Consider the following 21,639-nt stretch of genomic DNA (forward strand, 5'->3'; position numbering starts at 1 on the left):
GCGGCCGTCACCGTACGACGGTCTGGAACGCGTTCGCCGCCACTGGGGCGGAAGCCTCCGTCGCCGGATGGGGTCGGTCAGTTGGCGATGCGGCCGCGCCATTCGGGGAGGAGTTCGTCCAGGAGGGCCTCGACGCGGGGCGGGAGGCCGCGGGCGGGGCCGTTGAGGGAGTTGCTGCGGGCGATGAGGGAGTTGGCGGCGGCCTCGAGGCGGGCCGGGTCGCCGGTGGCCTGGGTGGCGCGGAGCAGGGCCAGCCAGAGGCGCTCGTCGTTGGGCGAGACGGCCAGGCCGGTCTCGATGGCGGCCACGGCCGCCTTCGGCTTCGAGGCGCCCAGGTGCAGTTCGCTGAGGGCCAGCGCGATCTCCGCGACCAGCACCGGGTGCTGCGCGTCCACGATCTCGTGGGCGAGCCAGCCGTAGCGGCCGCTGGCGCGGTCCTCCAGCAGCGGGCCGCGGGCCAGCGAGAGGGCGTCGGTGAGCAGCCGCCTGCGGGCGGTCGGGTCGCCCGCGGCGCTGCCCTCGGTGGCCTCGTGGTGCAGGGTCTGCAGCACGTCCCAGTCGGAGACCACGGAGGTCGACAGCACGATGCGGCCGGTGGCGTCGAAGGAGAGCCGGGAGGCGCCGCCGGGGTCGGTGCCGAGCCAGTCGCGCAGCCGCTCGATGAGCGCGTCGCGGACGTCCTCGGTGACGCCGCGCGGCCACAGCGCGGCGGCCAGCACCCGCGGGTGCACGCCCTCGCGGTGCAGCAGCAGCATGGCGAGCGCCTCGTGCAGCAGGGCGCTGCGCTCGGCGGACGGCGCCTCGATGCCGACGAGTTCGAAGGAGCCGAGCAGCCGGGCGTAGACGCCGGGGCGGCCCTGGTCGCTGAGGTCGACCAGGAACGGCGGGGCGTCGGGGCCGGGGCCGTCGTCGCCGCCCGCCTGCGCGAAGAGCTGCAGCACCGCCTCGTACTGCGCGGCGGGCAGCACCTGGGCCTCCAGGTCGAGGCCGAGCAGCGGGGCGAGCAGCCGGCCGGCGGGGGTGACCTCCAGCTCCCAGGCGGCGCCCGGCATGTCCCTGCGGTCGGACGCGACCAGGTAGCCGATGCCGAGCCGGCCCGCGTCGGCGGCGAGTTCGGCCAGCCGCTCCGCCTCCGCCTCGGTGGGCTCGGCGGCGAGCAGCACCAGGTGCGGCGCCCACTGGGTGTGCTGGGCCTGGCCGGTGCGGCCGGTCAGCACGCTGTCCTGCCCGGCGTTGCGCAGCGCGCCCGCGCGCTGCACGGTCTCCGCGGACATCGTCTCGATCACCGCGGGCACGTCAGGGAGGTGCCGGACGCGGGCGGGCGCGAGCGCCGTGAGGTCCTGCGCGAAGCCGACGAGGGTGACCGTCATCCGGTCCGACCAGCCGTTGGTGGCCAGTTCGGCGGCGACGGAGGCGAGTACGGCCTCGCGGTCGGCGCGCGCTCCGGCCAGCGACACGATGCCGGGCACCGCTTCGAGGTTGAGCATCAGCCGCGCCCCGTCGAGCATGCCGAGCGCGACCAGACCGGGGTACGGGGCCGCCGCCGACACATCGGCGCTCTCGCCGAGGTCACGGCGGTCGAGACGCCAGAAGGTCTCGTCCTGGCCGAGCTGCCAGGGCGCGGGCGGCTGGCCCTCGGGCCAGGCCAGTTGCAGGTGCAGCGACTCCTCGGTGAGCCAGGACGCGTAGACGGTGGGCAGCTGGCGGCCCTCGGCGTCGAGCAGCGCGGACAGCGCGCGCAGCGCCCGGTCGAGGAAGGCCACGCTGTCCGGGTCGGCGCCGATCCGCAGCGCGTCGGCGACATCGGCCTCCGGCCCGGTGGGGGTGCGCGGTGTGCGCAGGATGCCCGCGGTCACCGACTGCCACAGCGCGGTACGGCGCCGCCTGCCGAGCGCCGCCAGCAGGCCCGCGGCCAGCAGCGGGGCGGCGATCAGCGCCTCGGACAGATCGAAACCGTGCGAGGCGCCGTGGGCCGCGAGCGCGTGCGCCCCGCCCGCCGCTCCGCCCTGCTCCGCGACCTGCTCGGCGCCACCCGCGTGCCGCCCGCCGCCACCGGAGCCGGAACCGGTGCCGCCCGTACCGCCGTCGGCCTCCTGGCCGGCGGGCTGCGCCTGGGCGTGCGCGCCCTCGGCGACGGTGTCCTTGGCGCCGCCGTGCTCGGCGTAGTGCTTGACGTCGTGGGCGACGTGCGGCGACGCGACCGGCATCTCCACCAGGTCGCCGCCGTGCGCGTCGCCGGGCATCTCCATCACCCAGCCGGGCCGGATCAGGCTGGCCTGCGACAGCTTCGAACCGTCCGGCTGCACCCGGTCCTTGTTGAGCTGGTAGATCTCGTTGTACCTGCGCCCGTCACCGAGATGGCGCTGCGCGATCTCCCACAGCGAGTCGTGGTGGCGTCCCTCGGGCGGCTGGATCCGGTAGAACTTGGTGTCCTTCGCGGCCGACTGACCGGCGCCCTGCTTGGCGGCGGCAGCGTTGTCGCCCCCGGTCTGGTGCCGTACGGCGGCGGCGCTGGCGGCCCTGCCCTGGTGCTCGCCGGGCGTCTGCTGCGCGGTGGCCGCCACCCCGGGCCTGGCCTGGCTCTCCACCTGGTGGTGCTGGCCCAGCTGGGACAGGCCGGGCACCAGTCCCGCGGTGCTCACACCGAGCAGCAGCAGCGCCGCGACCAGTTGCCGCGCCAGCATCTGGCTGCCGCCGGACGCGGGCACCCGGTGCGGCATCCCGACTCCGGAGATCGCCGCCTGCGCCTCCACCAGCACGCACGCCGTGAACTGCGCCCACGCGATCCACACCACCACGGCGAGCGTGTTGATGAACGTCTCGGACGTGATCGGCTGCCGGATGAGGTCGGAGTCGAAGTGGTGCGGCAGCGGCGACCCGATGAAGTACAGCAGCGCACCCGGCACACCCACCACCAGCACGGCCAGCGCCAGGAAGGCGAGCAGGGCGCGTACGAGATCGCCGAACGTCCGGCGCCTGCGCGGCGGCCGCGCCCCCGCCCCACCCTGCTGCGCGCGGTTACGTCCCGTGGCGGTCGTGCGTGCCATGGCTGCTTCCCTCTGCCTTCGGTGGTCGTGGTCGGTTGTCGGTCGGTCGGGTCACCCGGGTGGCCCGGAAAGTCAGTTCGCCGGACCGGTCAGCGACTCGGCGGCGGCCGTGCCGTGCACGGTCACCTCACGGTCGTAGAAGAAGCCGGTGAGCATGGGGTGGTACGTGAGCTGGATCGACACCACCACGCGCTCGGTGCTGGCGAAGGTGCAGTAGGAGCCGTCGACGTCCGCCTGGGCGAGCTCGGACTGCGCGGCGAACTCCCGTACCCGTGCGGTGCAGTCGCCCGCGATGATCTCCGGCGGAGTGCCCGCCGGGGAGTTGCGCAGCTTCTCGATGTCGATGTCCTGGGCGGCGAAACGGGCCGCCTGCTCGGCGATGTCGGCGGCGCGCTCCCGCTTGGAGATCGACAGGCCGCCGTCGACGACGAAGGCGGCGAGCGCCATGAAGACCAGGGCGAAGATGAGCACGGCCGCGGCGGCGGACCCCCGGTCGCCCTCCCGGCGCAGCCGCCGTATCGCCCGCCGCGCGTACTCCTTCACCAGCCCCCGTACGCGCATCAGTTCTCCTCCGCCCGCCGGAACGGGTCGAGCGGCGAGACGGCCGTCGAGGTGATCGTCTTGCGGATGTCGAGGCCGAGGTTGCGCAGGCCCCGGATGGTGCAGCTCACCTGGACCTTGTAGAGGGTGTCGGCCTTGAAGCCCGCGCTGAGCTGCGTGACCTGGAGGGTGCCGCTGACGCAGATGTTCTTGAGGTCGGCCTGGGCCGCCGCGAGGGACTCGGCGTTGGCGACCCGCTCGCTGCGCTGGATCGACCCCGCGCGCGCGGCGTCGCGGGCGGCGCCGTCCACCGCGCCGCGGCCGTCGACGAGTTGGCCGAAGCCGACCAGCACCAGGATGAACAGGATGATCACCGGCGCGAGGATCACCACCTCGATGGTGGACACCCCGCGGTCGGCGCCGCCCGCGCGCTCGCGCAGGCGCTCACGCAGCCCACTAGGCATCGGCTCAGCCCCCGTTGTCCGGTACGAAGCGCTCCACCGGTCCCACCGAGGACTCGTCCACATGGAAGTGGAAGCCCGGGAAGATCGTCGGCACTCCGGCCGTGACCTGCACACCGACCGTGAACTGGTCAGGGTGCAGCGGCACTTCCTGGTCGCCGTCCAGCAGCTTGGGGCCGAGCTGCCGGACGTAGTCGCCCGCGGCGCGGGTCGCCTTGTCCTGCCAGCCGTCCGGGTTCGCGTCCGCCTCGGCGCGCGCCTTGCGGGCGCCCGCCTGGGCCGCCGCCTGGGCGACATGGTCGGCGAAGAAGTACAGCCCGAACTGGACCGTCGCGAAGATCATGAAGAACAGCACCGGGGTGAGGAAGACGAATTCGATCGCGGTCATCCCGCGGTCGTTGCCGGTGCGCGCCCCCGCGCCGCCACCCGCGTTCCTGCCCGTACGGCTGCCCACGCCGCTGTCGCCGCGGGCGGCTTCCAGCCTGCGGCGCACGGCGTGATGCAGCGCGTCGGTCGTTCGTTTCATGACTCAGTGACCCCCGGCCCCGCTCAGCAGCTCTGGTTGTCGCCGTTGGAGCTGCCGATGCAGTTGCTCACGTCGTTGGCCTTGCCCTTGAGGGCGTTCTTGATGATGAAGCCGACGAAGGCGACGATGCCGACCACGATGGCGGAGATGACGACCCACTCGACGGCGGAGGCGCCGCGGGAGAGGTCTTCCTTGCGGACCCGGTCGATGCGCCCCTTGAGGTACACCATCACGAATTCCAGGGCGGGATTACCGGCAAGCAGACGGTTCATGGTTCAGGTCCTCTCGACTCGCACTCGGCGAACTCGTTGTTCGGTGCTCGGATTTCGACGGCTGAGCGTTTTTCTACGACGGGGCGGTGATGACGGTGATCAGGTCTGGAACACGCGCATCGCCGCGGGGTAGATCAGGAAGACCAGAAAGCCCGCACAGAGCAGGAGTTGAGCGACGAGCATCGACTGCGACTTCTCTCCGGCGGCTCCCTCGATCTCGGCCAGTTCGCGGTGCCGCATCGTCTCGGCGCGCGCGGCGAGCGACTCCCGGATCTTCGCGCCGTCGTCGGCGACGAGGGCGAGGGTGACGGAGAGGTCGGTCAGCTCCTCGATGCCCAGTTCGGTGCCGAGCCTGCCGAGGGCGACCCACTGGCTGGTACCGGTGATACGGGCGTCGGCGAGGCAGTTGCGGATCCGCATCAGCGCCCAGCCGTCACTGATCTCGGCGGCGGCCATCAGCGCCTCGGGCAGACCGCGGCCGCCGGCGAGGTTCATCGACACCAGGTCGAGGTAGGCGCCGATCACCCGCCGCAGGTCCTTGCGCTTCTCCACGGCGTCGCGGCGCACTTCGAGGTCGGGCAGCAGGAAGAAGACGCCCGCGAAGAGCAGCGACATCCACACCGGGATGAGCGGGCTGCTGCCGAAGCCGATCTGCCAGGCGATCGCGAACAGGAACGGCCCGAAGACCAGACCCGCCGCGCCCAGCATGATCTTGGTGGCCAGGAACCCTTCCCAACTGCGGTCCAGCACGGCCAGGTCGGCGCGGAGCGAGCGCAGCTCCCACCCCTGCTGGAGGTAGAAGGCGGCGATCCGCTGCCCGATCCGGCCGCGCAGGTCGGTCGGCACCGCGGTGGCGGGCCCGCTGGCCGGACCGGCCGCACGCAGCGCGTCGATCTGCGCCACGGTGGAGACGGCGCTGCGCGAGCTGGGCATCAGCGCCCGGATCAGCGCGAAGACACCGAGGCCGACGAGGGCGCCGACCACGCAGGAAAGGATGATCTCGTTCATCGGGCGGCCCCCTGGCCGGGCATGGAGTGTCCGGACGGACCGTGACCGGGCGCGGCGAAACCGGGCGCCGGTCCCGGGTAGCCCTGCGGCGAACCGCCGGCCACACCGGGGTACGCCTGGCCGGGCAGGCCCTGCTGCGGTCCGCCGTGCTCGGGCCCGCCGTGACCGGGCGGTACGCCGATCCGCTCGGTACGCCGCTCGGGCGCGTGCACCAGGAAGCGGTCCGGGGTCTCGACGGTCGACAGCTTGCGCAGCCAGAAGAATCCGGCCGCGAACAGCAGGCAGACCACCGCGAGCACCAACTGCCCGACGGCCGTGCCGAACGGCTGCACGTAACTGCGGTTGAAGATCGCCAGTCCCAGCACGAACACCACCGAGACGACGACCACGATCTGCACGCTGCGCCGGGTGCTGGCGCGCTGCGACATCACGCGCTGCCTCATGTCCACTTCCTCGCGCGCCGACTTGGCGAGCGCGCCCAGCACCTCGCGCAGACCGGGGCCGCGCAGGCGGGCGTTGAGAATGAGGGCGGCGATGATGATGTCCGCGGAGGCGTCGTTGATCTCGTCGGCGAGGTGCTGGAGCGCGTCCGGCAGCGGGGTGCGCGAGCGCAACCGGTCGACGAGACCTTCGAGGTGGACCCGGAGGGCGGGGGCGGCGGCCCGGGCGGAGGCCGGGATGGCCTGCTCCAGGCCGACGGCGCCGGCGATGGTGTCGCGCAGCGACTCCGTCCAGCCCGCGAGCGCCTCGACCCGCTTCATCGCGGCGCGTTCCTCGGCGGCGCCGCCGAACAGCCGGTCCCAGGTGAAGACCAGGACGGCCGTCGCGAGGCCGAGCACCACCCAGCGGGTGAGGGCGAGTACGGCGAGGCCGATCACGATGGCCAGCGAGCCGCGCTGCGACAGGAACCGGATCAGCTCCGACGCCTTGTCGGTGCCGGTCTGCCCGGCGACCGGCGGTTTCGGCGCCCAGCCGCGCATCGCGACGATGAACAGCGCGACACCGCCGCCGACTCCGGCACCCGCCAGTAGTCCGTACAGCACGGACAGGGAGAACACTCCGGTCATTACCGCCACACCCCCGTGGGCTGGTAGCCGTTGGCGAGGAGTTCGTCGAGGCAGGCGATCGGGGCGTGCGGCATGGCCACGCCCTGCTGGCCCTCGGCGAAGACCTCGCTGGAAAGGACGCGGCCGTCCACGCCGTTGACCTCGCGGACGGAGGTCACGACGCGGCGCAGCGTGCCACCGCGCTGGAAGTCGTTGCGCCGCTGCACGAAGACGACGAAGTCGATGGCGCCCGCCACCAGCATCTGGGACGCCTCGACCGGCAGCCGCTCCTTCGCCTGGAGGGCGTAGGTGGAGATGCGGTTGAACACCTCGGCGGAGCTGTTGGCGTGGATGGTGGACAGCGAGCCGTCGTTGCCCTGGGACATCGCGTTCAGCATGGTCACGATCTCGTCGCCGAGGACCTCACCGACGATGACCCGGGAGGGGTTCATACGCAGGGAGCGGCGGACGAGTTCGGCCATCGAGATCATGCCCAGGCCCTCGGAGTTGGGCAGCCGCTCCTCGAACGCCACCACGTTGGGGTGGAGGTCGGGGAACTGGTCGAGGCCCAGCTCCAGGGCGCGTTCGACGGTGATGAGGCGTTCGTGCGGCGGGATGACGTTGGCCAGGGCGCGCAGCAGCGTGGTCTTCCCCGCGTTGGTGGCACCGGCGATCATCACGTTCTTGCGGGCCAGCACGGCGGCGCTCATGAAGGAGCCCAGTTCGGGCGTGAGCGTGTAGTTGCCGATCAGGTCGGCGAGGAAGACCTTGCCCATGCGGGCGCGCCGGATGGACAGCGCGGGCCTGCGCGTCACGTCCATCACGGCGGACAGTCGGGAGCCGTCGGGCAGCCGCAGGTCGAGCTGCGGGTTGGCGGAGTCGAAGGGGCGGGACGACAGACCGGAGTAGGCACCGAGCACCTGGATCAGCTCGATGAGCTCCTCGTCGCTCTCGGCGACCGGCTCGACCTGGAGTTCACGGCCGTCGGAGTAGCCGACGAAGACCTGGTCGCAGCCGTTGATGTCGATGTTCTCGACCTCGGGGTCGTCGAGCAGCGGCTGCAGCCGTCCGACGCCGAAGAGCGCGGCGTGCACCGCGGACGCGTACGCCTCCTCGGCCTGCGCGTCCGGCGGCGTGCGGCCTATCGTGATCTCGGAGCGGGCGTGCGCCTCCAGGATCTGCGCGATGATCGCCCGCGCGAACTGCCGCTCGTCCTCCGCCGACATCGCCGCGTCGCCCGCGATCTGGTCCAGGCGGCGCTGTTCCGAGATGCGGTCGCCCGCCTCCTGGCGGAAGCGTTTGACGAGCTGGTGGTCCATCGCGGTCATCTGAGGACCCCGTACCTCTGCGGTACGTCGGCGGTGATCTGGCGGGCGGAGCGGATCAGCAGGGACTTGTCGAGGCGGCCGCGGCGGCGGCCGCTGAGCATCTCGGCGCCCGCGGGGTCGTGGGCGAGGGTGCCGACGACCCGGGCGGAGATCTGCGAGGCCACCAGCATCTCGTTGACCTGCCCGGCGACACGCGCGCTCTGGCCGGGCTCGGCGATGAGCAGGATGCCGATCGGCGGGTAGCCGAGGGCCGCGGCGGCGCCGCGCTGCGAGCCGTGCAGCTTGGCCGACAGCGCGCCGGCCCGGTCCCGTACCCGGGCGAGGTGCTCGGGTTCGGTGCGGGCGACGAGCAGCAACAGGGCGGCGTGCGGGAAGAGTTCGAGCGTGGGTGAGTCCGCGCCGATCCGGCCGCAGTCGGCGATGACGTCGGCCGCGCCGTTGGGCGACTCGGCGAGCGTGGCGAACGCCTGGCCGAGGGACGGCCACAGTCCGGCGAGCCCGGCGGCCTGTTCGGCGGCGGCGAGCCCGACGAGGACGTCGAGTCCGCCGGTGAGCGGCTGCGCGTGGTCCCACAACTGCTCGGCGGCCAGGCCGCGTCGGGCCGTCGCGGCGAGCGAGAGCAGTCCGGAGTTGGGGTCGAGCACACCGCCGTGGGCGGCGCGTGAGCGGTACACGAGGTCGCCGCCGGCCGGGTCCGTCTCCGCCAGCAGCACGCGGCGCGGCCATACGGCGGCGAGCGCGACGGCGGTGGTGGTGACGCCCGGTGAGCCCTTGTCGGCGGCGATTGCGATCAGTGCCATGACGTCTTCGCCCGCTTCACTCAGTTCTTGCTGGCGGACACGAGCACGAGCGAGACCTGGTTCGCCGAGGCCGCGATCGTCAACTGGGCGGCGCTGTCGGTGTCGACCAGTACGGTCACCGGGGTGTTGCCGCTGCCGCTGAGGCTGCTGGCCGCGCTGTTGTCGATGGTCTTGATGATCAGGTGGTCGTTGATCAGCGGGTTGTTGGCGGAGTCGTCGGTGGACGACTTGCCGGTGCTGGTGCTGCCCACGATGTTGCCGACGCGGTAGGCGGCCACGGTGTCGCCGGGCTGCAGACCCTTGGGGAACTGGCCGTCCTTCAGGGAGAGTCCGACGACGGACTTGCCCGGCGTGAGGGCCTGGTCGTTCTTGGTGATCATCGACATGACCAGCAGCGAGCCCTTGGTCAGGTTGGTGCCCGCGCGGTAGTGCTTCAGCAGGTCGTCGCGCTGGCTCCACTTGATGAAGTCGACGCCGGAGCCGTCGGAGATCATCACCTCGTGGATGGCCGTCTCCGGGATCGGCTCGCCGGACGCGATCTGGGTGGTCACCTCGACGACGGAGATCTTGTTCCCGGCGCGCATCACGATGACGGTGGCGCCGAGGGCGCCGACCAGGATGAGGAGCACCGCGAGGGCGGCGAGCGCGGGCTTGCGCTCCCGGGGCGCCACCGGCAGCCGCTCTCCGCCGAGCGGCCCACCGGGCGTCGGCGTGGGCACGGCCCGTCGGCTCCCGCCGCCACCGCCGCCGGAACGTTCCCTGATCTTCACGTCTATGCCCCCGTCGAGCCCGCGTGTTCCACTGTGAAATCGGTTGCGTGGGGAGAGAGAGTCGCGCTCTGTCCGGCGACAACCCGCATACCGACGTCAAGTCACCGCACGCTATCAGCGCCTTATAAACACCCTCAAGGCGCATCCTGTGACAACCGACTCACAGCATTGCTACAGAACCGCACGGTGTCCGGCCCGCCGACGATCCGCACGAGACCCGTCCCCCGTACAGGATAGGGGCTGACATGCCCCTGCCGTCAGGGGAGGAACGGGGTGCGGTCAGAGCCGGTCCCACAGGGCGCGTACGACGTATCCCAGGCCGATGGCGACCCCGACGAAGCCCATGAAGTAGAGGGCCTCCCAGCCGAAGCCCGGCCGGTGCGTCACATGCCCGAGCCAGCGCGCCACCGGGGCCCCCACCAGACACAACAACAGGCTGACCACTTGCCCGCCGAAGCCCCGGTCCTCCTGCCAGCGCCGCCCGTTGGTCCCCTCGTCGAGCTCCCGGTACGCCCCGGCGTCCGACCGCCACCGCTCCGACCGCGACCACCGGTCCTCCCCGCTCTCGCCCCACCCGGGCCCGCTCACCCTCGTCCCCCTTCGCCACCTCATCCGTCCCACCGACGCTAGCCCCCGCCGTACGACCGCGCATCCCTGTCCCCCGCGCGCGGGACCGGCGAGCGTCCCCCCATAACCCTTTCGCGCTACCTCTGACGGCGCGATGTGCAGGTCCCGCGAAGACCTGCCGAATAACCTCCACAACAAAGGCACTTCCCGGTGCTCGCCGCTAGCGTGCCCGCATGACCCGGAGATCACATACGACTATCGGCACGACGCTCCTCGCCACCGCGCTCCTACTCGGCACCGCGGCGTGCGGTTCCTCCTCCTCTGCCCAGCCTTCCGGGCCTACGGCGGCGCAGGCGGGCACGCGTCTGTCGCAGGACGGCCGCGCGCTCCTGACCGACATGCAGAAGCTGCTCGCCGCGCCGCGGCCGTTCACGGTGACGACCGACGCGGTGGACGCCGCCAAGGCGACCGCCTGCGGCAAGGACAAGGGACAGCGCGCCTTCGCGGGCCGGATGCAGGTCCCGGCCACGCCGAACGCGCACGTGGCGCTGATCACCGACGAGGGCAGCACCAACGGCTATCTCGCGAAGCGCGGCTACAGCCTCGACACCAACGCCAAGCGGGATGCTTCGGACAGCAAGCGCACCGCGCCCATGGTCGACACGAAGGCGGGCGTGCATCTGACCGTCACCCTGACTCCGGCCGCGGGCGGGCTCGTTGACTACGTGGTGACCGGGACCACCGACTGCCTGCGCGCCTCCTGACCACTCCGGCCCGTTCCGGGCGGACCCGCAAAGTCGTCCCCAAGAACGCTGTACCGCATCGCGTGGTCGCCACACCCGCCGCTAGCGTGTCCGCATGACCCGGAGAACACGCACGGCCCTCGGCACCACCGCACTCTGCGGCGCCCTTCTGCTCGCCACCGCCGCCTGCGGTAGCTCCTCCGCTTCCGGGCCGACGGCGGCGCAGGCGGGAACCGATCTGCAAACAGACTTCACCAGCGCGCTCAAGGCCTACTCCGTCACAGGCCCCATTGCGCACAAGCCGCCGTACACCACGATTTCGGACGCGTCCAAGGACGTGCCGTGCGGTAGTGGGAAGGCCACCCGGGTGTACACCGCTGAACAGCGTGTCCCGTGGACGGGCCTGCCGGACCCTGCCAGCATGCACACCGAAGTCCAGACGGCCGCTGCCTGGTTCAGGCAGTACCAGGACGACCTCAAAGCGAAGAATGAGGACGGTCCCGACAAGGTCTCCTTCGGGTTGATCAGCGACAAGCGTCACGCACACGTGGTGATCGTGGCCACGAGAGCACCGAATCTCATGACCCTCACCTTCAACGGCACGTCGGACTGCCTGCGGACCTCGTAGCCCCGTACGACGCCGACGGGTCAGTCCTTCTTTCCCTCCGCGTCCTTCACGATCGCGTCGACCTGAATAGTCGTCAGAAGACCGGAGCCGGCTTCCTCCTCGCCGTGGAACGTGGCCGTTCCCAGCGGCAGGTCCTGGTCCGCCAGCCACCTGTCGAACTGACCGAGGCGCTCTTTCCGCTCCTCCTCAGCCGTCTTCGGGTCCTTGCTGTCGCTGAGCTGGTCGAACGGCTTCAAGTTGCCGTCCTTGTCCTTGAGCTCTTCAGGAAGGTCCTTGATGGGCCAGCCGCCTTCGATGAGCGCTTGGGTCGTGACGTATCGAGACGACTCCAGCATCTCCATGTTCTGCTCGTTCACGCCTTCCATCCGCTCGGGAGGCGCTGTGAAGTCGATGGCGGAGGTGAGTCCGAACTCCTTGGTCGCCCACATCCCGGTGCGCCAGGCGAGCGTCGCGCCGTATCCGAGTTCCGGCTCTCCGACGACTTCCCACGGGAGCAGGATCCCCTGCTTCAAGTGCTCACGGAACGCCTCCTCCTGCTTGTCCAAGTCGCCACGGACGTTCGACAGCGCGTCGTATTCCAGCCTCGCCACGTTCCCGAATGCCTTCGTCGCGTTGGTGAAGTGCTCGCCGCCACCCAGAGTGTTCGCCAGAAGTGCGTCATGGTCGAGCCGCGCGGCATTGACGAGCACCCGGTGCTGCAGATCGCCCATGGCTTCGTCGTACGGGGCGCTCATGCTGTCGTCGTCCGCGAAGGTCTTCATGAAGAGATACGCGTCCCCCGGAGACAGATAGAAGCTAGGAGTGATTCCAGGAAGTTCCTTGTACGTGCTGGAGCCCGGAGCTCCGAATGACGACTCCTGGTCGGCGTATCCGTTGGCCAGGTTGCCCGCGGTCGCCATCTCCGGCGCATAGGTCGCCGCCAGCCGCCCCATGTCCTGTTTGAACAGCCGGTTGAACCCCAGGGTGTCCTTGGTGTGGGCGGCGGCGAGGATCGCGTCGAAGCCGAAGACCTGCTCGTAGTTGTCGGGCTTGTACGAGGGGTCGACGTGCCACTGGCCGTCCTTGCCGATACTGCCGTGGACGCCGGAGGCGTTGTCGATGACGGCGCCGAGCTGCGTCTGGACGTCGGGCTGCCACTTGCCGTACTCCATCAGCTCCGACAGGTGGCCCTTGAGGTCGGGGTTCGCGGGGTCGCCCATCTGTGCGATGGCGTCGAAGGCCGCGCGGCCGTTGGTGGACAGTGCCTGGAGGTTGAGGGCGACGGTGTCCTGGGGCAGGCCGAGGGCGCTGGCGGCGTCCTGGGGGCCTCGGTAGTCGGCGTGCGGGTCCTTGGCGAACTGGTCGAGGATGTTCGCGCGGGTGGCCTGGGCCAGGAAGTCCGGCGGGAAGTCGCCGTAGGTCATCATCGCGGCGCGGTTCCACCCGGCGCCGTTGGTGCCCTTGGGCAGCGGCTTGAGGTAGAGCTGCTTGATCTTGTCGAAGCCGGGCGCCGGGTAGGTGGCGCTGACCGCCGTGCCGAAGGCGTGGCTGTAGATCTTGAGGTCGTCGGCCGCCGTGGTGCTGCCGGTCGAGGCCATGCGGCTCGGCAGGGTGGTCGCGATGACCGGGTCGAGGTTGGCGTAGAACGCCGAGCAGAAGTCGGGGTCGTCCTTGTGCGCGGCCAACTCCAGTGCGATCGCGTGGTAGTTGGCGGCCGCCTTCGCGTCACCGCTTTCGTTGGCGTTGACCTGCTGGGCGAGGGCCTTGCCGTCCGCCTGCGCGGCCGCGGAGGTGATCACCGGCTCGGGGATGTTCACCATGGTCTGCGAGTTCGGATCGTGGTCCATACCCGCCGCCAGGCCCTGCCGCCGTTTGAGCATGGGCAGTTGGTCGTCGAGCCAGCCGCAGATGCCGACGATCTCGTTGAGGCCGCTGCTGTCGAGACCGTACTGGTCGAATTGCGACTTGAGTGACGACGCGGTGGAGCGCAAATCGTCCTTGTCGGACGTGAAGGACTTGATCATGCCAAGCATCGCCGCTGGGTCGATACCCGAGAAGTCACCCATTATCTGATTCCCCCGAGGAGTTGTCTGAATGCCGCGCTACTGCCACGGAGCGGCTGGCTCCAGTCCATTGACTCGCCGGGGGCAATGTGAGGGCTTTGCCGCGTCGTGGGGTTGAGTTGGCGCCCCCTTGGAATTGCGTGGCCGGGGGGCGGGGCCGGACTCTAGTTCATGCGGTAGAGCTTCGCCTCGGTCGGCGTCACCTTGGGCGGGCACGTCTTGATCTCGGCGTCGACGATCGGGATGAGCTTGCCCACCAGGATGCCTATCCGCTTGCGGCGGCCCTCCACGTCGGACCCCCAGGTGTCCGCCGTGCTGCCGACCCAGACCTTCTTGCCGCCCATGTCGGAACAGGTCGTCTTCAGCGAGTCGTTGAGCTTGGTGACCTCGGTGGTCAGCCGCCTCCTGAGGTCCTGCAGATCCGTCAGGTACGGATTGGTCGCTGTCGCCTGCTGCTGTGGTGCTCCGCCGCCCATACGTCCGTTCCCCCGTAGTAGTTGTGCGGACTCGGACAGAGTCCTGCCGAAATCATGCCACGCACGGCGTGAAGGAGCCGTGACCGGTCGGCGAAGACCCCGTGCCCGACTCCGGGCCGACGCCGGGCCGACGCCGGGCCGACGCCGGGACGGCGGCAGCGGCGAATGCGGCGCAGGGGCGCCGTACACCGCTGTTACGTCGGCATTCGCCGCACCTTGAGCGGGCTGTCCGCCGTGGCGGAGGGGGTTCCTGGAGGGTTTGCCGGGCGGATAGCCTCGTGGGGTAGGTGTGAGTGCTGGGCTCGGGCGGGCCCGACGGGGAGGGAACATCCCATGCGGGTGACCGTGACGGTCGTACAACAAGGTGCGGACGGGCAGGACGTGCTGGTGTCGGCGGACGACGCCGCGAGCGCGGCGGACGTGGCGCAGGCTCTGGCGCGGGCGATGGGCGGCGGGGCCGGCGTCACCAGCGGCGCCCCGACGCCCAGCGGCGGGGTCGTGGTGCAGTTCCCCGGCCAGCAGGGCCAGCAGGGCGCGTACGGACAGCAGGGCCAGTACGGCAAGCCCGTCGCGGCGCCGGCCGCGCCCGTGCTCTGGGCCGACGGCGTCCCCTGCGATCCGGCCGCGCCCGCCGCGTCCGTGCTGCGCGACGGCATGCGCGTCACCGTCGACGACTCCATCGGGCCGTTCATGCGGGCCGGTGAGCCCGCCGGGCGCTACGAACTGCGGGTGTGCGCGGGGCCCGGCGCGGGCCGGGTGGCGCGGCTGGGGCTCGGCACCGCCACCATCGGGTCCGGGCAGCGCTGCACGGTCGCGGTGCCGGACCGGGCGCTGGCCCCGTCCGCCGCCCGGGTGTCGGTGGGCGCCGACGGGAAGGTGACGCTGGTCCCGGAGCCGGGCGTCGCGCTGACGGTGGAGAACGAACCGGTCACCGGCGAGCGCGACTGGCCGCTGGGCGCCCAGGTGAAGTCGGGCGACTCGGTGTTCGTCCTGGACGCGCCGAGCGTGCCGGACGCGCACCTGTCGGCGATGGGCGAGGGCGGTCTGGCGTACAACCGGCCGCCGCGGCTGTCCTCGATGCCGCCGCGCGCCCGCCTGTACGTGCCGCAGCCGCCGGGAAAGGGCGAGGGCGCCCGCTTCCAGCTGATGGCCGCGGCGGTGCCGCTGGTCTTCGGCCTGGCGATGTACTTCATGGTGCAGCAGGTCTACATGCTGCTCTTCTGCCTGATGAGCCCCGTCATGATCATCGGACAGTGGGTCAGCGAGTCCCGTGAGGGCAAGAAGAAGGACCGCAACACGACCAAGCAGTACAAGGCCGACCTCGCCCAGCACGAGATCGACCTGGAGGTGGCGCGGCTGGCCGACCAGAAGGAGCGGCGCGCCAGCTTCCCGGACGCGGCCGAGATCCTGCTGTTCGCCACCGGCCCGCGCCGCCGGCTGTGGGAGCGGCGGATCACCGACCCGGACGCGCTGCGGCTGCGTATCGGTGTGGCCGATCTGCACGCCGACATGGAGCTGCTGCCCAAGGGCCATGTGCCCGAGGACGTACCGCCGCCCGTACCGCCGCTGGTCCATGACGTGCCGGTGCCGCTGCCCTTCCCCGAGTTGGGCGTCGTCGGCGTCGCCGGGGAACGCTCCCGCGCGCTGTCCACCGCCCGCTGGCTGGTCGCGCAGGCCGCCGCCCTGCACAGCCCGCGCGACCTGTCGATGGTGGTGCTGTCGTCGGCGATGGACGCCGGTGAGGCGTGGAGCTGGGCGCACTGGCTGCCGCATCTGGCCCCGCAGCAGGGCCAGGACTGCGCCGCGCTGATCGGCACCGACCAGGAAGCGGCCAACCGCCGCGTCAACGAACTGCTCCAGGAACTGGCCCGCCGCAAGGCCGAGGCCGTGGCCACCGGCGGGGGCGGCAGCATGCGCCCCGACCCGCACGTCCTGGTGGTGCTGGACGGCGCCCGGCTGCTGCGCCGGATGCCCGGCGTGCCGCAACTCCTCCAGGAGGGACCGCGGTTCGGGATGTTCGCGCTGTGCATCGACGAGGACGAGCGGCTGCTGCCCGAGGAGGTACGGGTCGCCGCCTGCTGGTCGCCGCAGTCCGCGAGCCGGCTGCACCTGCGCGGTGGCGGGCTGGAACGGCTCGGCGACATCCTCGCCGACCAGGTCGGCGGCGACTGGTGCCAGCTGGTGGCCCGTTCGCTGGCGCCGGTCCGCGACGTCAGCCGGGACGACGCCGACAGCGCGCTGCCCACCTCTGCCCGGCTGCTGGACCTGCTGGGGATGCCCGACCCGGTCGGCGACCAGGTGGCCGCGATCTGGCAGCGCGGCGGCTCCACCACTGCGGCGCCGATCGGCATCGGCGCCGAGGGGCCCTTCGTCCTCGACATCCGCAAGGACGGGCCGCACGCGCTCGTCGCGGGCACCACCGGCGCGGGCAAGTCGGAGCTGCTGCAGACCGTCATCGCCTCGCTGGCGGTCGCCAACCGGCCCGACGCCCTCAACTTCGTCCTCATCGACTACAAGGGCGGCAGCGCCTTCCAGGACTGCGCCCGGCTGCCGCACACCGTCGGCATGGTCAGCGACCTCGACGCGCATCTGACCGAGCGCGCCCTCGCCTCGCTCGCCGCCGAGCTGCACCACCGCGAGACGATCCTGTTCAACGCCGGCACCAAGGACATCGAGGACTACAACGACGCCCGCCGGATGCGGCCGGAGCTCGAACCGATGCCCCGACTGGTGCTGATCATCGACGAGTTCGCCTCACTCGTCGCCGAACTCCCCGACTTCATCGCGGGACTTGTCGACATCGCCCGCCGAGGCCGTTCGCTCGGTGTGCACCTGGTGCTGGCCACCCAGCGCCCCGCCGGTGTGGTCAGCGCCGACATCCGGGCCAACACCAACCTGCGGATCGCGCTGCGCGTCACCGACGCCGACGAGTCCCGGGACGTCATCGACGCGCCCGACTCCGGGGCGATCGCCAAGTCCACGCCAGGCCGCGCCTATGTGCGCTCCGGCGCGCAGTCGCTGGTCGGCGTGCAGTCCGCCCGTATCGGTGGCCGCCGCCCCGCGATCGGCCAGGAGCGGGCCAGGGCGGACGTCCAGCCGCTGGGCTGGTCCGCGCTCGGGCGTCCGCTGCCGCGGGCCGCGGAGGGCGACGCCGACGACGGCACCATGGTCACCGACCTCGCCGTACTGGTGGACGCGATCCGCGACGCCTCCGACCTGATGGGCTTCCCCGCGCCGCGCAAGCCGTGGCTGGACCCGCTGCCCGAACACGTCACCGCGGAGACGCTGCCCGCCCCGTCGGGCGACTACGGCCGGGACGTACTGCCGGTCGGCTACGGCCTCACCGACCTTCCCGCCCAGCAGGCGCGCGCGCCGCTCTCCGTCGACCTGGTGCACGGCGAGCACGTCCTGATCGTCGGCGGTCCGCGCTCCGGCCGCTCCACCGCGCTGCGGACGATCGCCGGTTCGCTGGCCCGCGACACCTCGCCGCAGGACGTGCACATCTACGCCATCGACTGCGGCGCCAACGCGCTGCTGCCGCTGGTGGGTCTGCCGCACTGCGGCGCCGTCGTCACCCGCGACCAGCCGGAGCGGCTGTCCCGGCTGCTCGACCGGCTCGCGGGCGAGGTGGCCAGGCGCCAGCAACTCCTGGCGATGCGCGGCGCGTCCAGCGCCGCCGAGCAGCGCGCGATGGCCGCGACGCCCGAGGAGCGGCTGCCGTGGATGGTGCTGCTGCTCGACGCGTGGGAGGGCTACACCTCCACCTTCGAGACGTACGACTACGGCAAGTTGATCGACGGCGCGCAGCGGCTGTTCCGCGAGGGCGGGGCCGCCGGGCTCAAGGTGATCATGACGGCCGACCGGTCGGGGTTCAGCGGCCAGATCTCCTCGGTCTTCGCCGACAAGCTGATCCTGCGGATGGCCGACCCGAACGACTACAGCACGGGCGGTCTGGCGGCCCGTGAGGTGCCCAAGAACATGCCGTCGGGCCGTGCGCTGCGCCCCACCGACCGGGGCGTCCAGGAGAGCCAGGTGGCGCTGCTGGCGCCCGATCCGGCCGGTCAGGCACAGGTGGAGGCGCTGCAGCGGATCGGCCGGGAGGCGGCGCAGCGCTACGAGCGGCTGCCGCGCCAGGTGCGGCCGATGCGGGTGGACGCGCTGCCGCCGCGCATCACCGTCTCCGAAGCACTCGCGCTGGACCCGGAGTTCCGCGTGCCGGCGCCGCTGTGGACGCTGATCGGCGTGGGCGGCGACGAGTTGCAGCCGGTCGGTGTCGACCTGCAGGAGTCCGGTCCGGGCTTCGTGATCGCCGGTCCGCCGAAGTCGGGCCGCTCCACCACGCTGATCGCGGCGGCCCGCACCCTGACCGGCAACGGCGTCCCCGTCGTCCTGATCACCCCGCGCCGCTCGCCGCTGCGCGAACTGGCCGACGAGCAGGGCATCTTGGGTGTGCTGAACGCCGACGCGAGCGGGGACGACCTCAAGGCGCTCACCGCGCAGGCCAATGGGCAGCCATACGTCGTCGTGGTCGACGACGCCGAACTCCTCTACGACTCCCCGCTGGACAACGCCCTGGAGGAGGTCATCAAGACCGGTCTCGACGGTGACCACGCGGTGGTCGCGGCCGGGTCGGCCGACCAGATGGGGTCGCAGTACCGCGGCTTCCTGGTGGAGGCGCGGCGGTCCCGCAACGGCCTGCTGCTCTCGCCCCAAGGCGCCTCGGAGGGCGACCTGTTCAACGTCCGGCTGCCGCGCGACGCGGGCGGCGGCCCGACCGGCCGCGGCCTGCTGATCCGCGGCGGCGATGTGCTGCAGCTGCAGGCGGTCGGACTGGGCTGAACTCCCCCGCCCCACAGGGCGGGTACAGCGAAGGGGCCGGGCTCCCGGAGTAATCCGGGCCCGGCCCCTGGCTGTTGCCGGCTTTCGCCGGCGTGCTAACCAGTGCGCTCGCTCAGCGGGTGGCGGCTTCGACGTTGTCGGCGTTGGTGTTCGCGGACTTCTCAGCGTCGTGCAGCGTCTGCACGAACTTGTCGAAGGTCGGCTTGAGCTGCGACCACTCGTTGCGGAACCGGTCGGCGGCCGGGCCCTTCCAGTAGCTCTCGCTGCTGGAGGTGGCGCTCTGCAGGTGACCGATGAGCGTGCTCAGGTGGCCCGCCTCGGTCTTGAACTTGCCCGACAGGTCACGCAGCTGCTGGATATCAGCACCGTGGATAGACATGTGGATCCTCCCCGTTTCTCAGGAACGTGCGGACACCTCGTCCGCCTCACGGACGCTAGCGTACGGGCGGCTGGTTTGCAGCACTCACCCGGGAACCCTCTACAGAGCTGTTGCAGAGCGAAGACATCATGGTGAAGGCCCTGTGGAGATCGGACGTCAACTGCTCGGAAGGCCCGTACGCGAGAAGGTGTCGGTCAGTCCGCCGGTCCACTGCACCGTCAGCGTCTTGCCGTCCGCGGTAAGGACGCCGACCCCGTTGGTGCGTTCCTTGTTGCCGTCCATGCAGGTCAGTTTGAGGTCGATACCGTTGTGATCGGTGTACGTGCCACCGCACAGATGGGTGCTCGTCAGCCCGGCCTGGCCCTTGCCGAGGACCAGTTGGACCTTGTTGGCACCCTGGGCCGCCAGCCAGACGCCCTCGACGCTCCCCGTGGGGTTGCCGTCCGACGTGCCGGAAGGGGTGACCGGGGCCGTCGTACCGGCCGTGACCTTGGTGGGCGCGGCGGTGGGCACACCGGCCGCGCTCGTGGTCGGGTCCTTCTTCCCGTCGTTGCCGCTGTCGCTGCTGCACCCGCTCAGCGCCAGCGTGGCCGCGACCGCCACCGCGGCGATCCCCGCTCCCGTGAACGTACGACGACGCACCTGAACTCCCCCATATAGCGAAGTGGACCAGCCGACCGCAAGCTACCAGGCGGTCTCCTGGCCATGCCCGGGATATCCCGGGCACGCTGGGCCGCGTCGGCTGCCGTACGCCGTCGGCCGAACAACGGTCCGCACTCCGCGTACGCCCACAGGGTAAGCGCACACACCCACGGCCGACCCGTGCATTCCCGGGTAATCGCGTGATATCAGGCCGCGGTCGGTGCCGCGCCGACTTCGCCCGTGACTACCGACGTCCTCCGGAGTTCACCAACTCCACCGACTTCACCGCCATTGCCTCCCTCAACTCCATTCAATTCCTTCACCGAGTACGGGTGCGCCGACTTCGTGTCGGCGCCACTTCGGACAGAAAGCGTTCGACTGCTTCGGCCCAGGCGGCGGGCTGGTCCCAGGGGACGAGGTGCCCCGCGTCGGCGATCTCCGCGTAATCGCCGTGCGGCAGCACCCTGACCATCTCCTGCGCCTCCGCGCGGCCGAGCTCGCCGTCGAGCCCGCGGACCACGAGAGCGGGGCACGTGACCTGTGCCAGCTCGTCCCAGTGGGCGTCGGATATCCAGTGCTGGCGCGAGCGCAGCAGATGGCGGGGCGCGTACAGCGGTCTCCAGCCGTCGTCGTGCTCCGTCATGACCTCGGCGAAGAAGTCACCGCGGACCGCGTTCGGCGGCTGGGCCCACGCGTCCTCCACGGCGAACCACCGGCGCGCGTCGGCGAGCGTGGCGAACGGCACCGGCCAGGACCGCGTCCAGTCCTCCCACTCGCGCTGGCCCGCCGCGCCCAGCGCCGCTGCGCGCATGTCGCAGATCACCAACGCGGAGACCAGGTCGGGCCGGCTGGCGGCGAGCTGCCACGCGGTCAGCGCCCCCATGGAGTGGCCGATCAGCACGACCGGCGCCAGATCGAGCTGTTCGACCGCGGCCAGGGCGTCGGCGAGATACGCCTCCGGGGTGTACGGCCCCTCGGGCTTGTCACTGCGGCCGTGACCGCGCTGGTCGAGTGCGAGCGCGCGATACCTGGGGGCGAGGCGGCGCGCGGTGTCCGCCCAGTGCGAGGCCCGGCCGAGCAGCCCGTGCAGCAGGAGCACGCCCGGCCGCTCGGCGGCGGTCTCCGGCGCGTAGTCCCAGGCGGCGAGGCGGAGACCGTCCGCCCCGGTCACCTCCATGCGCCGGGTCGTGTGCCAGGTCATGCGCCGCACCCCCTTCTGCCGTCGTCTCAGCTCGTCCCGTTCTCCTGGCGCCCACGCTATCGAACTTTTATTCGAACAGAGCCGTCACGCGCCCAACACCGCTCGTTTGAGTGACAACGCTCAAGGATTGGCCGCCCGGACCGAGGGGAGGACTCCTGCGGGGCGCGGCTCGAAGGGGAAGCGAGCGGCGGGAAGGACTCGGGAAGCTCGGGGTCCCGGGTCCTCCAAGGGGGATCCCAGGGGAGGGGCAGAGGGGGGAAGGGCCCCGGTGCCGCGCGACACGCGGGAGCGGGGCCCCCGCCTCCACAGGGGCGGCGTCCGCCG

General features: G+C 71.4%; 19 protein-coding genes. 3 read left to right on the forward strand and 16 right to left on the reverse strand.

Features of this window, described 5'->3' with window-relative positions:
• Positions 1-77: 77 nt before the first annotated feature.
• The 11 genes from AB0M29_RS12305 to AB0M29_RS12355 all read right to left on the reverse strand — a co-directional run bounded on the left by AB0M29_RS12305 (position 78) and on the right by AB0M29_RS12355 (position 10,386).
• The gene (locus AB0M29_RS12305; protein WP_365382139.1) at positions 78-3,047 is read right to left on the reverse strand and encodes a BTAD domain-containing putative transcriptional regulator; all 2,970 of its coding nucleotides are present in this window, start codon (positions 3,045-3,047) and stop codon (positions 78-80) included.
• Between the two features lie 72 nt (positions 3,048-3,119).
• On the reverse strand, positions 3,120-3,608 hold the full coding sequence (locus AB0M29_RS12310; protein WP_365382140.1) for a Tad domain-containing protein: 489 nt from the start codon (positions 3,606-3,608) through the stop codon (positions 3,120-3,122).
• Positions 3,608-4,051: a TadE/TadG family type IV pilus assembly protein gene (locus AB0M29_RS12315; protein WP_365382141.1), complete on the reverse strand. Its 444-nt coding sequence runs from the start codon at positions 4,049-4,051 to the stop codon at positions 3,608-3,610. Before AB0M29_RS12315 ends, AB0M29_RS12310 begins: the two co-directional genes overlap by 1 nt.
• A 4-nt stretch (positions 4,052-4,055) precedes the next feature.
• Positions 4,056-4,574 carry a TadE family protein gene (locus tag AB0M29_RS12320; protein WP_365382142.1) on the reverse strand — a complete coding sequence of 173 codons (519 nt, stop codon included), beginning with the start codon at positions 4,572-4,574 and terminating at the stop codon, positions 4,056-4,058.
• 23 nt (positions 4,575-4,597) lie between these two features.
• Complete coding sequence (locus AB0M29_RS12325) at positions 4,598-4,846, reverse strand: hypothetical protein (RefSeq protein WP_365382143.1); 249 nt, start codon at positions 4,844-4,846, stop codon at positions 4,598-4,600.
• A gap of 99 nt (positions 4,847-4,945) precedes the next feature.
• A complete protein-coding gene (locus tag AB0M29_RS12330) occupies positions 4,946-5,854 on the reverse strand; it encodes a type II secretion system F family protein (RefSeq protein ID WP_365382144.1) in 909 nt (302 codons plus the stop codon).
• A complete protein-coding gene (locus tag AB0M29_RS12335) occupies positions 5,851-6,921 on the reverse strand; it encodes a type II secretion system F family protein (RefSeq protein WP_365382145.1) in 1,071 nt (356 codons plus the stop codon). Before AB0M29_RS12335 ends, AB0M29_RS12330 begins: the two co-directional genes overlap by 4 nt.
• On the reverse strand, positions 6,921-8,228 hold the full coding sequence (locus tag AB0M29_RS12340) for an ATPase, T2SS/T4P/T4SS family (protein WP_365382146.1): 1,308 nt from the start codon (positions 8,226-8,228) through the stop codon (positions 6,921-6,923). Before AB0M29_RS12340 ends, AB0M29_RS12335 begins: the two co-directional genes overlap by 1 nt.
• On the reverse strand, positions 8,225-9,028 hold the full coding sequence (locus tag AB0M29_RS12345; RefSeq protein ID WP_365382147.1) for a hypothetical protein: 804 nt from the start codon (positions 9,026-9,028) through the stop codon (positions 8,225-8,227). The genes AB0M29_RS12340 and AB0M29_RS12345 overlap by 4 nt, the downstream gene beginning before the upstream one ends.
• A gap of 20 nt (positions 9,029-9,048) precedes the next feature.
• Positions 9,049-9,747: a hypothetical protein gene (locus AB0M29_RS12350; protein ID WP_365382148.1), complete on the reverse strand. Its 699-nt coding sequence runs from the start codon at positions 9,745-9,747 to the stop codon at positions 9,049-9,051.
• 330 nt (positions 9,748-10,077) lie between these two features.
• A complete protein-coding gene (locus AB0M29_RS12355; RefSeq protein WP_365382149.1) occupies positions 10,078-10,386 on the reverse strand; it encodes a hypothetical protein in 309 nt (102 codons plus the stop codon).
• Between the two features lie 212 nt (positions 10,387-10,598).
• Between AB0M29_RS12355 and AB0M29_RS12360 the strand changes: the two genes are divergently transcribed.
• Both AB0M29_RS12360 and AB0M29_RS12365 read left to right on the forward strand, forming a co-directional pair.
• A complete protein-coding gene (locus tag AB0M29_RS12360) occupies positions 10,599-11,129 on the forward strand; it encodes a hypothetical protein (protein ID WP_365382150.1) in 531 nt (176 codons plus the stop codon).
• A gap of 94 nt (positions 11,130-11,223) precedes the next feature.
• On the forward strand, positions 11,224-11,736 hold the full coding sequence (locus AB0M29_RS12365) for a hypothetical protein (protein ID WP_365382151.1): 513 nt from the start codon (positions 11,224-11,226) through the stop codon (positions 11,734-11,736).
• A gap of 20 nt (positions 11,737-11,756) precedes the next feature.
• On the opposite strand, the gene AB0M29_RS12370 is transcribed toward AB0M29_RS12365, so the two are convergent.
• Both AB0M29_RS12370 and AB0M29_RS12375 read right to left on the reverse strand, forming a co-directional pair.
• On the reverse strand, positions 11,757-13,781 hold the full coding sequence (locus AB0M29_RS12370) for a hypothetical protein (protein WP_365382152.1): 2,025 nt from the start codon (positions 13,779-13,781) through the stop codon (positions 11,757-11,759).
• A 161-nt stretch (positions 13,782-13,942) separates the two neighbouring features.
• The gene (locus AB0M29_RS12375) at positions 13,943-14,254 is read right to left on the reverse strand and encodes a hypothetical protein (protein ID WP_365382153.1); all 312 of its coding nucleotides are present in this window, start codon (positions 14,252-14,254) and stop codon (positions 13,943-13,945) included.
• A gap of 333 nt (positions 14,255-14,587) precedes the next feature.
• Here AB0M29_RS12375 and AB0M29_RS12380 point away from each other — a divergent pair, with 333 nt between their 5' ends.
• A complete protein-coding gene (locus AB0M29_RS12380) occupies positions 14,588-19,093 on the forward strand; it encodes an FtsK/SpoIIIE domain-containing protein (protein WP_365382154.1) in 4,506 nt (1,501 codons plus the stop codon).
• Between the two features lie 112 nt (positions 19,094-19,205).
• Here AB0M29_RS12380 and AB0M29_RS12385 read toward each other — a convergent pair whose 3' ends face one another.
• The 3 genes from AB0M29_RS12385 to AB0M29_RS12395 form a co-directional block, all read right to left on the reverse strand.
• Positions 19,206-19,472, reverse strand: coding sequence for a WXG100 family type VII secretion target (locus AB0M29_RS12385; RefSeq protein WP_365382155.1), 267 nt, complete (start codon positions 19,470-19,472; stop codon positions 19,206-19,208).
• A 156-nt stretch (positions 19,473-19,628) separates the two neighbouring features.
• Positions 19,629-20,114, reverse strand: a complete 486-nt coding sequence (locus AB0M29_RS12390) for a hypothetical protein (RefSeq protein ID WP_365382156.1) — start codon at positions 20,112-20,114, stop codon at positions 19,629-19,631.
• Positions 20,115-20,433: 319 nt separating this feature from the next.
• Entirely contained in the window at positions 20,434-21,315 is an 882-nt protein-coding gene (locus AB0M29_RS12395; RefSeq protein ID WP_365382157.1) for an alpha/beta hydrolase, read from the reverse strand.
• Between the last annotated feature and the right edge of the window lie 324 nt (positions 21,316-21,639).

The sequence above is a fragment of the Streptomyces sp. NPDC051976 genome (assembly GCF_040680795.1).
Classification (GTDB): Bacteria; Actinomycetota; Actinomycetes; order Streptomycetales; family Streptomycetaceae; genus Actinacidiphila.

Bases quoted from the DNA above. Each gene is read 5' to 3' on its own strand.
- AB0M29_RS12385 (WP_365382155.1), bottom strand. From the start codon at position 19,472: ATGTCTATCCACGGTGCTGATATCCAGCAGCTGCGTGACCTGTCGGGC.
- AB0M29_RS12310 (WP_365382140.1), bottom strand. From the start codon at position 3,608: ATGCGCGTACGGGGGCTGGTGAAGGAGTACGCGCGGCGGGCGATACGG.
- AB0M29_RS12360 (WP_365382150.1), top strand. From the start codon at position 10,599: ATGACCCGGAGATCACATACGACTATCGGCACGACGCTCCTCGCCACC.
- AB0M29_RS12370 (WP_365382152.1), bottom strand. From the start codon at position 13,781: ATGGGTGACTTCTCGGGTATCGACCCAGCGGCGATGCTTGGCATGATC.
- AB0M29_RS12395 (WP_365382157.1), bottom strand. From the start codon at position 21,315: ATGACCTGGCACACGACCCGGCGCATGGAGGTGACCGGGGCGGACGGT.
- AB0M29_RS12320 (WP_365382142.1), bottom strand. From the start codon at position 4,574: ATGAAACGAACGACCGACGCGCTGCATCACGCCGTGCGCCGCAGGCTG.
- AB0M29_RS12325 (WP_365382143.1), bottom strand. From the start codon at position 4,846: ATGAACCGTCTGCTTGCCGGTAATCCCGCCCTGGAATTCGTGATGGTG.
- AB0M29_RS12345 (WP_365382147.1), bottom strand. From the start codon at position 9,028: ATGGCACTGATCGCAATCGCCGCCGACAAGGGCTCACCGGGCGTCACC.
- AB0M29_RS12340 (WP_365382146.1), bottom strand. From the start codon at position 8,228: ATGACCGCGATGGACCACCAGCTCGTCAAACGCTTCCGCCAGGAGGCG.
- AB0M29_RS12365 (WP_365382151.1), top strand. From the start codon at position 11,224: ATGACCCGGAGAACACGCACGGCCCTCGGCACCACCGCACTCTGCGGC.
- AB0M29_RS12330 (WP_365382144.1), bottom strand. From the start codon at position 5,854: ATGAACGAGATCATCCTTTCCTGCGTGGTCGGCGCCCTCGTCGGCCTC.
- AB0M29_RS12375 (WP_365382153.1), bottom strand. From the start codon at position 14,254: ATGGGCGGCGGAGCACCACAGCAGCAGGCGACAGCGACCAATCCGTAC.
- AB0M29_RS12380 (WP_365382154.1), top strand. From the start codon at position 14,588: ATGCGGGTGACCGTGACGGTCGTACAACAAGGTGCGGACGGGCAGGAC.
- AB0M29_RS12315 (WP_365382141.1), bottom strand. From the start codon at position 4,051: ATGCCTAGTGGGCTGCGTGAGCGCCTGCGCGAGCGCGCGGGCGGCGCC.
- AB0M29_RS12335 (WP_365382145.1), bottom strand. From the start codon at position 6,921: ATGACCGGAGTGTTCTCCCTGTCCGTGCTGTACGGACTACTGGCGGGT.
- AB0M29_RS12305 (WP_365382139.1), bottom strand. From the start codon at position 3,047: ATGGCACGCACGACCGCCACGGGACGTAACCGCGCGCAGCAGGGTGGG.